13 protein-coding genes are annotated in these 13,268 nt (G+C 65.1%); 7 read left to right on the top strand and 6 right to left on the bottom strand.

What is annotated here, in order from left to right:
* Window positions 1-134 precede the first annotated feature (134 nt).
* Window positions 135-602, top strand: coding sequence for an Lrp/AsnC family transcriptional regulator (locus tag QAZ22_RS22970; protein ID WP_059187534.1), 468 nt, complete (start codon window positions 135-137; stop codon window positions 600-602).
* Window positions 603-834: 232 nt separating this feature from the next.
* Here the strand turns inward: QAZ22_RS22970 and QAZ22_RS22965 are convergent, their stop codons facing one another.
* The 4 genes from QAZ22_RS22965 to aztA all read right to left on the bottom strand — a co-directional run bounded on the left by QAZ22_RS22965 (window position 835) and on the right by aztA (window position 3,996).
* Window positions 835-1,173: a TIGR01244 family sulfur transferase gene (locus QAZ22_RS22965; protein WP_278207914.1), complete on the bottom strand. Its 339-nt coding sequence runs from the start codon at window positions 1,171-1,173 to the stop codon at window positions 835-837.
* A 146-nt stretch (window positions 1,174-1,319) separates the two neighbouring features.
* A complete protein-coding gene (aztC, locus tag QAZ22_RS22960; RefSeq protein ID WP_278202986.1) occupies window positions 1,320-2,261 on the bottom strand; it encodes a zinc ABC transporter substrate-binding protein AztC in 942 nt (313 codons plus the stop codon).
* Window positions 2,262-2,290: 29 nt separating this feature from the next.
* Window positions 2,291-3,166, bottom strand: a complete 876-nt coding sequence (aztB, locus tag QAZ22_RS22955; protein WP_278207913.1) for a zinc ABC transporter permease AztB — start codon at window positions 3,164-3,166, stop codon at window positions 2,291-2,293.
* Complete coding sequence (gene aztA / locus QAZ22_RS22950) at window positions 3,166-3,996, bottom strand: zinc ABC transporter ATP-binding protein AztA (RefSeq protein WP_278202985.1); 831 nt, start codon at window positions 3,994-3,996, stop codon at window positions 3,166-3,168. The genes aztB and aztA overlap by 1 nt, the downstream gene beginning before the upstream one ends.
* 229 nt (window positions 3,997-4,225) lie before the next feature.
* On the opposite strand from aztA, the gene QAZ22_RS22945 reads away from it, so the two are divergent.
* On the top strand, window positions 4,226-4,570 hold the full coding sequence (locus tag QAZ22_RS22945; protein WP_278202984.1) for a RidA family protein: 345 nt from the start codon (window positions 4,226-4,228) through the stop codon (window positions 4,568-4,570).
* A gap of 203 nt (window positions 4,571-4,773) precedes the next feature.
* Here QAZ22_RS22945 and hutC read toward each other — a convergent pair whose 3' ends face one another.
* Together hutC and QAZ22_RS22935 are read right to left on the bottom strand one after the other, a co-directional pair.
* Entirely contained in the window at window positions 4,774-5,514 is a 741-nt protein-coding gene (gene hutC / locus QAZ22_RS22940; RefSeq protein ID WP_278207912.1) for a histidine utilization repressor, read from the bottom strand.
* Window positions 5,515-5,525: 11 nt separating this feature from the next.
* The gene (locus QAZ22_RS22935) at window positions 5,526-6,881 is read right to left on the bottom strand and encodes a formimidoylglutamate deiminase (RefSeq protein ID WP_278207911.1); all 1,356 of its coding nucleotides are present in this window, start codon (window positions 6,879-6,881) and stop codon (window positions 5,526-5,528) included.
* 99 nt (window positions 6,882-6,980) lie between these two features.
* Here QAZ22_RS22935 and hutI point away from each other — a divergent pair, with 99 nt between their 5' ends.
* From hutI to QAZ22_RS22910, 5 genes are all read left to right on the top strand, one after another.
* On the top strand, window positions 6,981-8,210 hold the full coding sequence (hutI, locus tag QAZ22_RS22930) for an imidazolonepropionase (protein WP_278202983.1): 1,230 nt from the start codon (window positions 6,981-6,983) through the stop codon (window positions 8,208-8,210).
* Window positions 8,207-9,742 carry a histidine ammonia-lyase gene (gene hutH, locus QAZ22_RS22925; RefSeq protein WP_278202982.1) on the top strand — a complete coding sequence of 512 codons (1,536 nt, stop codon included), beginning with the start codon at window positions 8,207-8,209 and terminating at the stop codon, window positions 9,740-9,742. The genes hutI and hutH overlap by 4 nt, the downstream gene beginning before the upstream one ends.
* Window positions 9,743-9,962: 220 nt before the next feature.
* On the top strand, window positions 9,963-10,781 hold the full coding sequence (hutG, locus tag QAZ22_RS22920; protein WP_278202980.1) for an N-formylglutamate deformylase: 819 nt from the start codon (window positions 9,963-9,965) through the stop codon (window positions 10,779-10,781).
* 37 nt (window positions 10,782-10,818) lie between these two features.
* On the top strand, window positions 10,819-12,489 hold the full coding sequence (gene hutU, locus QAZ22_RS22915; protein ID WP_278202979.1) for a urocanate hydratase: 1,671 nt from the start codon (window positions 10,819-10,821) through the stop codon (window positions 12,487-12,489).
* Between the two features lie 4 nt (window positions 12,490-12,493).
* Complete coding sequence (locus QAZ22_RS22910) at window positions 12,494-13,081, top strand: HutD family protein (protein WP_278202978.1); 588 nt, start codon at window positions 12,494-12,496, stop codon at window positions 13,079-13,081.
* Window positions 13,082-13,268 lie beyond the last annotated feature (187 nt).

Genomic DNA, 13,268 nt, shown 5'->3' with positions numbered 1-13,268 from the left:
ATTCTCCAAGGCTGTTGCGGCCGACCAATTTTCATCCTCATCCATTTTAGCGCGAAGCGGTCGCACAGTGCTTGCATTCAACCGCTTGAAATGCTCGAATTATGCGCAAGTCATGCACATTTTTAGGAAAATCCATGGATGACGCGCGTCTTGATCAGTTTGACCGCAAGATACTGGCGCTTCTGCAGGGCGATGCACGGCTCACCAACAACGACCTGTCGGAGCGCGTGAACCTGTCGGCCTCGCAATGCTCGCGCCGCCGCCAGCGGCTGGAGGAGGATGGCTACATCAGAGGTTACCGCGCCGTGCTCGACCGCGATCGTCTCGGCTTTTCGCTGGTCAATGTGATCTCGGTGACCCTGGCCACCCATAACCGCGATAATGCCCGCCGCTTCGGTGAGTTGGTGGCGCGGCTGCCCGAGGTGCAGGAGGCGCATGCGCTGACCGGCGAGATGGACTACATTTTGAAGGTGGTGACGCCCGATCTCAAATCACTGTCGGAGTTCGTCAACGGTGTGCTGCTGCCGCATGAATCGGTGCAGCATGTGAAGACGGCGATCGTGCTGGAGACGCTGAAGGAGACCGGCGCGCTGCCGATTTAGTTTTCGCTGATTTATGGATACGTCGGCGGGACAGCGCCCCCTCTGTCCTGCCGGACATCTCCCCCACAACGGGGAGATCAGACGTCACGCTGGCTTTCGCCAATCTCAGACGGTGCAGGGCGAGCGAGGCGCCGGAGTTGCCGATCTCCCCCCAAGCGGGGGAGATGGCCGCCAGGCCAGAGGGAGGGCGCGAAGGATCGCCAACCTGCGGAATTGGCTTATCGGGAAGCCTTCAACCCCGCTGCTGCTGGATCAGCCCATAGAGGTTGGTGCAGCGCGCGCCTGAACGGCAATAGGCAAACACGGGGCCTTCGAGCTCGTCGAGCGCCTCGGCCTGATCCTCGACATTGTCGATGGTGATCTGGCCGCTGATGACGGGGATGTAGCGGAAGGCAAGGCCGGCGGCTTCAGCCGCCGCCTTGATGCTGTCGGCCGAAGGCTGGCCCGGCTGCTCGTTGTCCGGCCGGTTGCAGATCACGCTTCTGAAGCCGGCGTCCTTGATGGCGGCGATATCCTCGGGCTGGATCTGGCCGGAGACCGAATAGTCGTCACTGATCTGGCGGTATTCCATCGTCTTGTCCTCGCAATCTTTGGCCGCAGTCATGCCACCCTGGGACAAGGGCGGCAATCCGTGCCAGCGGATTTCTCTGCCAAATAGAGAGTGCGAGCCGGAAAATCCAACCAGGCCGCTCCCGGCCCGGTTGGATCCTAGACAGCTCAGCTGCCGAGGATGGCGCCTTTGATCTGTGTAATGTTGTTGTGCATCATGTCGATATAGGTCGCTGCCGGGCCGTTGGGCTGCGACAGCGCGTCGGAATAGAGCGTGCCGCCGACCTTGATGCCGGTCTCGCCGGCGATCTGCTCGATCAGCCGCGGATTGGTGATGTTCTCGATGAAGATTGCCGCCGCCTTGTCCTGCTTGATCTGCTCGACCAGCTTGGCGACGTCGGCGGCCGACGGTTCGGAATCGGTCGAGATTCCCTGCGGCGCCAGGAAGGTCAGGCCATATTCGTGCTCGAAATAGCCGAAGGCGTCGTGCGAGGTGATGACCACGCGCTTCGCTTCCGGGATCGACTGGATCGCCGCCTTCACTTCGGCCTCCAGGGCATCGAGCTTGGTGGTATAGCCGGCCGCATTGGCCTTGTAGCTGTCGCAACCCTCGCTATCCGCTGTGCAAAAGGCATCGGCGATATTCTTCACATAGATCTTGGCATTGTCGATCGACTGGAAGGCGTGCGGGTCGGTAACCGTCTTGCCGCCGCCGGTGCCGGCTCCTTCGGCAGCGTCCGCATCGGCGAATTCCGGCTTGAAGTCGATCGGCGTGATACCCTTGGTCAAGGTGACGATCGAAGCCTTGGTGGCGCTGGCGTCGACCAGCCGCTGCAGGAAACCTTCGAAATGCAGGCCGTTGACCAGCACGACATCGGCCTTCGCCATCGCCACTGCATCGGCCGGGCTCGGCTCGTAGACATGCGCGTCGCCGTCCGGCCCGACAATGGTGGTGATGTCGACGCGGTCGCCTCCGACATTTTTGGCGAAGTCGGCAATCACCGTGAAGCTCGCCACCACCTTCAGCGGTGCCGCGAAGGCCGACGCGCTTGCGAAGGTGCTTAATGTTATAACGCTCATCGCTAGGACGGCGCGGACGGATTTCAGCATTGTGAAGGTCTCCTTGCTTGGGTTTGAGCTCAGGCGGTCCGGTGGCGGTGATGCACGATGCGGGCGCGCAACGCGCCGCGCGAGCCGAACACGATCGAGAAGAAATAGACGACGCCGGCCGAAAGGATGATCGCCGGGCCGGAGGGCAGCGATGCGTGATAGGAGAGCAGCAACCCGGCGATGCAGGAAGCAAAGCCGATCAGCACCGCCAGCCCGCACATCGGCTCGACGCGCACCGTCCAGAAGCGCGCGGCGGCGGCCGGCAGCATCATCAGCCCAACCGACAGCAGCGTGCCCAACGCCTGGAAGCCGCCGACGAGGTTGAGCACGACGAGGCCGAGGAATACGAAATGCACCGGGCTGCCCATGCGGCTCACCGAGCGCAGGAACAGCGGATCGAGGCATTCGGCGACCAGCGCGCGCCAGAAGATGGCGAGGCTGGCGAGCGTCACCACCACGATGCCGCCGATCAGCGCCAGCGCCTCATTGTTGAGCGCCAGCACGGTGCCGAACAGCACATGCATCAGGTCGACGCTGGAGCCGCGGATCGACACCATCAGCACGCCGACGGCGAGCGAAATGAGATAGAAGGCCGCCATCGAGGCGTCCTCGCGCTGGATGGTGAAGCGCGAGACGGCGCCGGCGCCGAGCGCCACGATGATGCCGGCGATCAGGCCGCCGACAGTCATCGGCAGGATCTCGAGGCCATAGAGCAGGAAGCCGGCGGCCGCACCCGGCAGGATGGCATGCGCCATCGCGTCGCCCGAAAGGCTCATGCGCCGCAGCATCAGGAAGACGCCGACCGGACAGGCGCCGAGCGACAGCATCAGCGAGCCGAACAGCGCCCGTTGCATGAAGGCGAAATCGGCAAAAGGCGCGATGAACAGGCCGTATAGGAAATCCATCACGCCGCCCTCGGTCCGGTACCGTGCTGATGGTCATGATGGTGATCGTGCGCATGGGCATGGTCGCCATGCGCGTGGTCGTGGCCATGATCGTGTTCGGAGGGCTCGCACCAGGGCGCATTCTCTTCCCAGGCCTCGTGGAAGCGCCGTGCCTTGAGCAGGTTCTCCGGCCGCAGCGTTTCTTTCGTGTCGCCCCAGGCGACGGGCTGGCGGGCAAGCAGCAGGGTCTCCGGAAAATTCTGCCGGACGAGTTCGAGGTCGTGCACGACGACCATGATCGTGCGCTCCTCGCCATGCCAGCGCTTTATCAGCTGGATGAGGTCGCCTACGGTCTTGTGGTCGACCGCGTTGAACGGCTCGTCGAGCAGGATCAAATCGGCGTCCTGCAACAGCACGCGGGCAAACAGCGTGCGCTGCAGCTGGCCGCCGGACAGCGTGTCGATCGGCCGCTTCTCGAAGCCGCCGAGGCCGACAGCCATCAGCGCCTTGCTGACGGACTCGCGATCCTCTTTGGTGTAGCGGCCGAGCATGCCGCGCTTGGGCCACAGGCCGAGCGACACCAGGTCGACGACCCGCGCGGGAAAGCTGCGGTCGAGCTCCGACTGCTGCGGCAGATAGGCGGTGCGCATGCCGGGCGCGCGCGCCACTTTGCCTTCCATCGGCTTCAGCACGCCGACGATGCCCTTCATCAGGGTCGACTTGCCCGAGCCGTTGGCGCCGACAACGGCGGTCAGCGAACCTTTGCGGACGATGCCGTTGAGGTGGTGAATGGCCGGATGGCTGTTGTAGCCGAGCGTCAGGTCGCTGAAGGTCAGGCAGGCATTGGTCATCAGGCTTCCGGGTCGGGCCGCAAATCTTAGGGGCTTTGTCGATATGTGATGTTATTACATTAGTCAACAAGACAGATCGGCGGAACCGTCTCTCGGCCGGTCAACTCGCCGTGTAGCCGAGAGAGGTGGAAGTCGGACAATTGGCTCAATTGGTTTCGCGTCCGGCGGCCTTGCCCGGAGCCGGCACGGACTCTAAAGAAGCACGACTCCCATAAGGAAGGAACCTCGCATGAGCATTCGTCGCATCGATGTCGGCCCGCGCATGAGCCAGATCGTCATCCACGGCAACACCGTCTATCTGGCTGGCCAGGTCGGCGAGCCCAGCGGCAACGTCGCCTCGCAGACCCGCGACATCCTGAAGACCATCGACGAACTGCTGGCCAAGGCCGGCACCGACAAGACCAAGATCGTGCAGGCGATCATCTGGCTGGCCGATATGAGCACCTTCGCCGAGATGAATTCCGAATGGGACAAGTGGGTGCCGAAGGGCCACACGCCCGCCCGCGCCACCGGCGAAGCCAAGCTCGCCGGCCCGGAATATCTGGTCGAGATCATTATTACGGCGGCGATTTAGCGCGGCGTTCCCTTCTCCCCTTGTGGGAGAAGGTGGCCGCGAAGCGGCCGGATGAGGGGTGTTGGAAGGATCGCGAGTTCGGGCGAGCTAGGCGCCTGTAATCATTCAACCTTTCGACGCCTCATTTCTTCCAGCACCCCTCATCCGTCTCGGCGCTGCGCGCCGATCCACCTTCTCCCACAAGGGGAGAAGGGGCGTTGGCGCTACCCCTGCGACGGGGTAAACCTTGCCACCAGCGTGTGGCTTTCCGCCGGGTAGATGAAGCGCACATGCGTGACCGGGTGTTCCGCGCTCCATGTTCGTCGCTCGACCACCAGGCAGGGCGCGCCGGGATCGATGTCGAGCGCATCGGCGATTGTGTCGTCGGCGGCCATGGCGCGGATGCGGTGCTCGGCCTCGCTCCACGGCACGCGGCCGATCAGCCAGGGGCCGGGCGCGATTTCCAGGAATTCTTCCTCGCCGGCCCCGGTCACGGCTGAAAGATTGATCAGCCGCTGCTCGAGCGCGAACGGCCGTTCGCCGGCAAAATGCAGGCTTTCCAGCCAAAGCACCGGACCTGGGCCGGAGAGCCCGAGCAACGCGCGGTCCTCGGCATTGCTGCGCCGCCTCAGGCGCTCCAGCCGCTCGTAGCGATAGGGCAGGCCGAGCGCTTCGACCTCGATCCTGATGTCGTGCAGTTCCAGCACCGCCGCCTGCGATTGCGGTTGGCGCACGAAGCTGCCGGAACGGCGGCGGCGCTCGATCAGCCCGGCCTTGGCAAGCTGCGACAGCGCCTTGTTCACCGTCATGCGCGAGCATTTGTATTCCGCCGTCAGCTCGTGCTCGAACGGGATGCGATGGCCGGGCGCCCAAGCGCCGGACAGGATCTTTTCGCGGATGTCGGAGAGGATGCGCTGGTGCAGCGAGAGGATCTCGCCGTCCTCCATCTCTGCCGTTGCGGCCATGCTCATCGGGATCAGCCCTCGGAAAGCGTCGTCATCACTTTGCGGAACCGCTCGGCGACGGCCTCGCGTTTGGCATGCCTGCCGCCGCTGACCTGCTTTTTCCCGTGCACCCAAACGCAATCAACCTTGCTGCCATTGGCGAAGATCCAGGCGTCGAGGATCGCGTCGTCCGTCTTGCCGGCAAGCGAGGGATGACCAGCGTCGAGCGAGACGAAGTCGGCCGGACCGCCGGCGGCAATCCGTGATGGGTCGGCGCCGAGTGCCTGGCTGCCGCCGTCGAGCGCGGCATCGAATAGCGCGCGCGCCGTGGAGCCGCCTGCGCGTGCCAGCACGTTGCGTGCGCGGTGGGCGAGGCGCTGCGAATATTCGAGCTGCCGGAGCTCGTCCGGAAGGCCGATCAGTACGTTGGAGTCCGAGCCGACGCCGAAGCGACCGCCATGCTCGATGAACAGCGGCGCGGCGAAGGTGCCGTCGCCGAGATTGGCCTCGGTGATCGGGCACAGCCCGGCAATCGCGCCGCTCTTCGCCATGGCGGAGGTTTCGGCCTCGGTCATATGCGTGGCGTGGATCAGGCACCAGCGCTTGTCCACGTCCGCCTTGGACAGCAGGAACTCGACGGGCCGCTTGCCCGACCAGGCCACGCAATCCTCCACTTCCTTTACCTGTTCGGCGACATGGATGTGAATCGGGCCGTTCGGCGCCATCGCCGCGACCGCCGTAAGCTCGTTCGGCGTCACGGCGCGCAGGCTGTGCGGCGCGACGCCGACGACTGCCCGTTCCAACTGCGATGCGCTTTCGCGGCTTTTCTCAAGCAGGCTCCCGAACCGCTCGACATCATTGAGGAATCGTCGCTGGCCTTCGTTCGGCGTGGCACCGCCGAAAGCGGAATGGGCGTAGAAGACCGGCAGCAGCGTCAGCCCGATACCCGTCTCTCCGGCTGCCGCCGCGATGCGCTCGGCCATCTCGGCGATGTTGGCATAAGGCTTTCCGTCGCGGTCGTGGTGGAGATAGTGGAACTCGCCGACACGCGAAAAACCGGCCTCCAGCATCTCGACATAAAGCTGCGCGGCGACCGCCTCGACCTGGTCCGGCGTCATCGACAACGCGAAGCGGTACATCACCTCGCGCCAACTCCAGAAACTGTCGGCGGAAAGCCCCCGCAGTTCGGCCAGCCCCGCCATGCCGCGCTGGAAGGCGTGGCTGTGCAGATTGGGCATGCCGGGCAACAGGATGGCGTGCCGCTCGTCGCCGGCCTGCGGGGAGGCGCCGGCCTCCACCGCAGTGATGCGGCCGGCAGTGAAAGCGATCCTCACATTGCCTCGCCAGCCCTCAGGCAGCAGCGCCCGTTCCGCAAAGATCGCCGTCACGTCCCAACTCCCGAATCTGAATGTCCGAGCGACATTACCACTTGCGTCGCGTTTCAATATGTATATACATAATTGCCATCCTTTCAAATGGAAAAGACGATGGGTGGAGAAAACGGGAAGAGCGGCCTTCGTCTGTGGCGCAACGCGCGCCTGGCGACAATGGCCGAAGGCGCGGCAGGCCTGGGCATCGTCGAAAAAGGTGCCGTCGCCGCTCGCGACGGGCTCATTGTCTACGCCGGCGCCGAGGCCGATTTGCCGGTGGCGCTCGGGCAGGGCGCCGAGAACATCGATTGCGCGGACCGCTGGATCACGCCCGGCCTGATCGACTGCCACACGCATCTCGTCTATGCCGGCAACCGCGCCAACGAGTTCGAAATGCGGCTGGCCGGCGCCACTTATGAAGAAGTGGCTCGCGCTGGGGGCGGCATCGTCTCCTCGGTCAAGTCGCTGCGTGCCGCCAGCGAGGATGAGCTCGTCGCGGAGACGCTGCCGCGCCTCGATGCGTTGATCGCCGAGGGCGTGACAACCGTCGAGGTCAAATCAGGCTACGGTCTCGATGCCGACAATGAGAAGAAGTCGCTGCGCGCCGCCCGCCGGCTGGCCAGTGAGCGCCCGGTCACGGTCCGCACGACCTGCCTCGCCGCCCACGCGCTGCCGCCGGAAGCCAAGGGCGACAAGGACGCTTTCATCGATCTCGTCGCGGATACGATTTTGCCGGAAGTCGCCGCCGAAAGGCTCGCCGACGCCGTCGATGGTTTTTGCGAGGGCATCGCCTTCTCGCCGGAGCAGATCGCGCGCGTCTTCGACAAGGCGGAGGCGCTCGGCCTGCCGGTAAAGCTCCACGCCGACCAGCTCTCCAACCTGCATGGCGCAGCACTTGCCGCCCGCTATAGCGCGCTATCGGCCGATCATCTGGAATACACCGACGAGGAGGGCGCCGCGGCGATGGCCAAGGCCGGCACCGTCGCGACGATCCTGCCCGGCGCCTACTACTTCATCCGCGAGACCAAGAAGCCGCCGGTCGATCTGTTCCGCCAGCACGGCGTAAAGATGGCGGTGGCGACCGATAGCAACCCCGGCACCTCGCCGCTCACCTCGCTGCTGCTCACCATGAATATGGCAGCGACGCTCTTCGGCATGACTGTCGACGAATGCCTCGCCGGCGTCACCCGCGAGGCGGCGCGTGCGCTGGGGCTTCTGGGCAAAACCGGCACGCTGGAAGCCGGCAAGTCGGCCGACCTTGCCATCTGGAACATCGAGCGCCCGGCCGAACTCGTCTACCGCATGGGCTTCAACCCGCTCCATGCCCGCATCTGGAGAGGACAATGACCGAACTGATCCTGAAGCCCGGCAGCGCGACGCTTGCCGACTGGCGCGCCATCTATCGGGGCGCCGTGCCGAAGCTTGATGATGCCTGCCGGCCGAAGATCAAGGCCAGCGCCGAAGCGGTCGCCCGCATCGTCGCCAAGGGCGAACCGGTCTATGGCATCAACACCGGCTTCGGCAAATTGGCCAGCGTCCGCATTCCGGCAAACGATCTCGAAACGCTCCAGCGCAACATCGTGCTCTCGCATGCCGCCGGCGTCGGCGAGCCGATGCCGGTCGCGGTGGTGCGGCTGATGATGGCGCTGAAGCTTGCGAGCCTCGCCCAGGGCGCGTCCGGTGTAAGGGCCGAGACTATCGACCTGCTTCAAGGGATGCTTGCCAATGACGTCATCCCGGTGGTGCCGGCGCAGGGCTCGGTCGGTGCCTCCGGCGATCTCGCGCCGCTCTCGCATATGACTGCGGTCATGATCGGCGTCGGCGAATGCTTCACGCCACATGGCCGCTTCCCGGCCAAGGTGGCTTTCGTCTCGCATGGGCTGGAGCCGGTGACACTCGGCGCCAAGGAGGGTCTCGCGCTGCTCAACGGCACGCAGTTCTCGACCGCCTTTGCGCTCGCCGGCCTGTTCGAGGCCGAGACGCTTTACCAGTCGGCGCTGGTCGCCGGCGCGCTGTCGACCGACGCCGCCCGCGGCTCGGACGCGCCCTTCGATCCGCGCATCCATCTGTTGAGGAAACATCGCGGCCAGATCGAGACGGCCGATGCGCTGCGCAACCTGATGGCCGGCAGCGCCATCCGTGAATCGCACCGCGTCGGCGACGAGCGCGTGCAGGACCCGTATTGCCTGCGCTGCCAGCCGCAGGTGATGGGCGCCGCGCTCGATGTCCTGCGCAAGGCGGCCGACACGCTCGAGAACGAAGCCAATGGCGTCACCGACAATCCGCTGATCTTCGCCGAGGACGACACGGCGCTTTCGGGCGGCAATTTTCATGCCGAGCCTGTTGCCTTCGCCGCCGACATGATCGCGCTTGCCGTCTGCGAGATCGGCTCGCTGTCGGAGCGGCGCATCGCCATGCTGGTCGATCCGGCGCTCTCCGGCATGCCGGCCTTTTTGACGCCGAAGCCAGGCCTGAATTCCGGTTTCATGATCCCGCAGGTGACGGCGGCCGCGCTCGTTTCGGAAAACAAGCAGAAGGCCTATCCGGCGAGCGTCGATTCCATTCCGACCTCGGCCAACCAGGAAGACCATGTCTCGATGGCCGCCCACGGCGCGCGCCGGCTGCTCGGCATGATCGAGAACGCGACGGCCGTCATCGGCATCGAGCTGCTCGCGGCGGCCCAGGGCTGCGATTTCCATGCACCGCTGGCGTCCAGCGATGCGCTGGAAGCCGTGCGCAAGCTGGTCCGGACCGAAGTGCCGCATCTCGACAACGACCGGCATTTCCACCCCGACATGGAAAAGGCGATCGCCCTGGTGCGCAGCGGTGCCGCGGTGAAAGCGGCGAGTGCGGTGAAGCTGCCGGGGATTGCATCGTGAGGCTTCACGCCATGAGAGGTCGAGTTCCTTCGCGCCCCCCTCTGTCCTGCCGGACATCTCCCCCACAAGGGGGGAGATCAGCGGTTTCGGCGCCCCACTCAATTCTTCGACGTCGGCGATTGGCGAAAGCCAAGGTGACAGCCAATCTCCCCCCAAATGGGGGAGATGCCCGGCAGGGCAGAGGGGGGCGCCGTAGAACTCCAGCGCAGGGAGATTTTCTATGACCACCCCTTCCTGGCTCACCATCACGCGCGGCACCGCGCCGCTGCTGGTCTCGATCCCGCACACCGGCATCGACCTTGCAGGGCTCGACAGCCGGCTGGTCTCGACCTGGCTCGGGCGCCGCGACTGCGACTGGTGGATCGACAGGCTCTACGACTTCGCCGCCGACCTCGGTGCGACCGTCGTGCACACCGCCATCTCGCGCACCGTCATCGACGTCAACCGCGATCCTTCCGGCGTCTCGCTCTATCCGGGACAGGCGACGACCACGCTCTGCCCGACAGACACTTTCGATGGTGACCCGCTCTACCGCATGGGCGAGGAGCCGACGCCATCCGAGATCGACCAGCGCCGCGAAACTTATTTCGTACCGTATCATGCCGCCCTGCAGGCCGAGATCGGCCGGCTGCGCGGCATGCACGAAAAGATCGTGCTCTATGACTGCCACTCGATCCGCTCGGTGCTGCCGCGCCTGTTCGAAGGCACGCTGCCCGTCTTCAATCTCGGCACCAATGACGGCAAGAGCACCGATCCGTCGCTGCAGGAAGAGGTGGCCGCGATTCTCGCCGCGACCGGCGAGAGCTGGGTGGTCAACGGCCGCTTCAAGGGTGGCTGGATCACGCGCAGCTTCGGCCAGCCGCAGAACGGCATCCACGCGCTGCAGATGGAACTCTCCAACCGCGGCTACATGCGCGAGCCCAATGAAAAGGGAGCGCCGGAAAACTGGCCGGTGCCTTACGACCCGAGCTACGCCGCGCCGATCCGCGCCACGCTGAAGACCATTCTCGAAACCGCGATTGCCTGGGCCGCGCGCTGACGCGCCCGCCGCACCTCATCGAAAGGGAAGTGACCATATGACCGATCCCCGCCACAACATCCGCGAAGTGCGTGCCCCGCGCGGCGACAAGCTCAACGCCCGCTATTGGACGACCGAGGCGCCGCTGCGCATGCTGATGAACAATCTCGACCCGCAGGTCGCCGAGAACCCGAACGAGCTGGTCGTCTATGGCGGCATCGGCCGGGCGGCGCGCACCTGGAACGATTTCGACCGTATCGCCGCTTCGCTGAAGACGCTCGGCGAGGACGAGACGCTGCTGGTGCAGTCCGGCAAGCCGGTCGGCGTCTTCCGCACCCACAAGGATGCGCCGCGCGTCCTGATCGCCAATTCCAACATCGTGCCGCACTGGGCGACCTGGGAGAAATTCAACGAGCTCGATCGAAAAGGCCTGATGATGTACGGCCAGATGACGGCCGGCTCGTGGATCTATATCGGCACGCAAGGCATCGTTCAGGGCACCTACGAGACTTTTGTCGAGGCGGGCCGCCAGCACTATGGCGGCAATCTCGAGGGCAAGTGGATCCTGACCGCCGGCCTCGGCGGCATGGGCGGCGCCCAGCCTCTGGCGGCCGTCATGGCCGGCGCCTGCTGCCTCGCCATCGAATGCAATCCGGACTCGATCGATTTCCGTTTGCGCACCCGCTATCTCGACGAGAAGGCCGAGACGCTGGACGAGGCCATGGAGATGATCGAGCGCTGGACCAAGGCCGGCGAGGCGAAGTCGGTCGGGCTGCTCGGCAACGCGGCCGAGATCGTGCCGGAGATGCTCAGGCGCGGCATCCGCCCGGATATTCTCACCGACCAGACCTCGGCGCATGATCCCATCAACGGCTATCTGCCCAAAGGATGGACCATGGCCGAATGGCGCGAGAAGCGCACATCCGACCCGAAGGCCGTCGAAAAGGCCGCCCGCGCGTCGATGCGCGAGCATGTCGAGGCGATGGTGGCGTTCTGGAATGCCGGCGTTCCGACGCTCGACTATGGCAACAACATCCGCCAGGTGGCCAAGGATGAAGGTTTCGAGAACGCCTTCGCCTTCCCGGGCTTCGTGCCGGCCTACATCCGGCCGCTGTTCTGCCGCGGCATCGGCCCGTTCCGCTGGGCAGCGCTCTCGGGCGATCCGGAAGACATCTACAAGACCGACGCCAAGGTGCGCGAGCTTACGCCCGGCAACACGCATCTGCACAATTGGCTCGACATGGCACGCCAGCGCATCTCGTTCCAGGGGCTTCCGGCGCGCATCTGCTGGGTCGGCCTCGGCGACCGCCATCGCCTCGGCCTCGCCTTCAACGAGATGGTCGCCAGGGGCGAGCTCAAGGCGCCGGTCGTCATCGGCCGCGACCATCTCGATTCCGGCTCGGTCGCCTCGCCGAACCGCGAGACAGAGTCGATGAAGGACGGCTCGGACGCCGTTTCCGACTGGCCGCTGCTCAACGCGCTGCTCAACACCGCGTCCGGCGCCACCTGGGTGTCGCTGCATCACGGCGGCGGCGTCGGCATGGGCTTTTCGCAACATGCCGGTATGGTGATCGTGGCCGACGGCACGCCTGACGCGGCAAGGCGGCTGGAACGCGTGCTGTGGAACGACCCGGCGACCGGCGTCATGCGCCATGCCGATGCCGGCTACGACATCGCCATCCAATGCGCGAAAGAGCACCAACTCAACCTGCCGGGCATCCTGGGCTGACGCGATGCGCATTCTTCGTGCCGCCGGCTACCGCGTCATGCCGTGGAAGAATGGCGGCGGCACGACTGCCGAGATTGCCATCTCGCCCGACGGCGCCGGTCTCGACGATTTCGACTGGCGCATCTCGATGGCGCGCGTCGAGACCGGTGGGCCGTTCTCCAGCTTTGTCGGGGTCGATCGCACGCTAGCGGTGCTGGAAGGGGACGGCATCGTGCTCGACATCGCCGGCCGGCCGCCGGCGCGGCTGACGGCAGCTTCGGCGCCGCTTTCCTTTCCGGGCGACGTGCGGACCGGTGCCGCCCTGATCGGCGGCCCGATCACCGATCTCAACGTCATGACCCGGCGCGGGCGCTTCAGTCATGCGGTCGAGCGCTTGCCGCTCCAAGGTCAGGTGGAAATCGTGCCGGGCGACGGCACGACGATTGTTTTGCCGGTTGGCGGCAGCATCAAAGTCCCGATGGATAGCGTCTCGTTGTTGGGACCGCTCGATGCGCTCATCCTCGCTCGGACGAACCCGGAACTGCGCCTCGAGCCTGAAGGGCAGGGGCATGTCTTCGTCATCAGGCTCCTGGGTCTGGCCGCCAACGGTTAACGGCTGTTGCCAAACATGATCGCGGCGTCGGCGAAATATCGCCCGGCCCCTTGCATGTATCACGAAAAAGCCTGAATCCTTCCCCTGATCGAACCCGGGCAAGGAAGCGTGGGGCGTTCGCCCTTGAGTTGTCGAAAGGGGACGCCCCTGTCATGGAGCGCAAAAAAACTTTCGGCCGAACCTGACA

Source organism: Mesorhizobium sp. WSM4906, assembly GCF_029674625.1.
Classification (GTDB): Bacteria; Pseudomonadota; Alphaproteobacteria; order Rhizobiales; family Rhizobiaceae; genus Mesorhizobium.
This window is presented reverse-complemented; position numbering and strand designations above follow the sequence as displayed.

What these genes read in the sequence shown, in the direction of transcription:
- aztA (WP_278202985.1), bottom strand. Translation starts at nt 3,996, where the DNA reads ATGACCAATGCCTGCCTGACCTTCAGCGACCTGACGCTCGGCTACAAC.
- aztB (WP_278207913.1), bottom strand. Translation starts at nt 3,166, where the DNA reads ATGGATTTCCTATACGGCCTGTTCATCGCGCCTTTTGCCGATTTCGCC.
- hutC (WP_278207912.1), bottom strand. Translation starts at nt 5,514, where the DNA reads ATGGCCGCAACGGCAGAGATGGAGGACGGCGAGATCCTCTCGCTGCAC.
- hutG (WP_278202980.1), top strand. Translation starts at nt 9,963, where the DNA reads ATGACCACCCCTTCCTGGCTCACCATCACGCGCGGCACCGCGCCGCTG.
- aztC (WP_278202986.1), bottom strand. Translation starts at nt 2,261, where the DNA reads ATGCTGAAATCCGTCCGCGCCGTCCTAGCGATGAGCGTTATAACATTA.
- hutU (WP_278202979.1), top strand. Translation starts at nt 10,819, where the DNA reads ATGACCGATCCCCGCCACAACATCCGCGAAGTGCGTGCCCCGCGCGGC.
- QAZ22_RS22965 (WP_278207914.1), bottom strand. Translation starts at nt 1,173, where the DNA reads ATGGAATACCGCCAGATCAGTGACGACTATTCGGTCTCCGGCCAGATC.
- hutI (WP_278202983.1), top strand. Translation starts at nt 6,981, where the DNA reads ATGGGTGGAGAAAACGGGAAGAGCGGCCTTCGTCTGTGGCGCAACGCG.
- hutH (WP_278202982.1), top strand. Translation starts at nt 8,207, where the DNA reads ATGACCGAACTGATCCTGAAGCCCGGCAGCGCGACGCTTGCCGACTGG.
- QAZ22_RS22945 (WP_278202984.1), top strand. Translation starts at nt 4,226, where the DNA reads ATGAGCATTCGTCGCATCGATGTCGGCCCGCGCATGAGCCAGATCGTC.
- QAZ22_RS22910 (WP_278202978.1), top strand. Translation starts at nt 12,494, where the DNA reads ATGCGCATTCTTCGTGCCGCCGGCTACCGCGTCATGCCGTGGAAGAAT.
- QAZ22_RS22970 (WP_059187534.1), top strand. Translation starts at nt 135, where the DNA reads ATGGATGACGCGCGTCTTGATCAGTTTGACCGCAAGATACTGGCGCTT.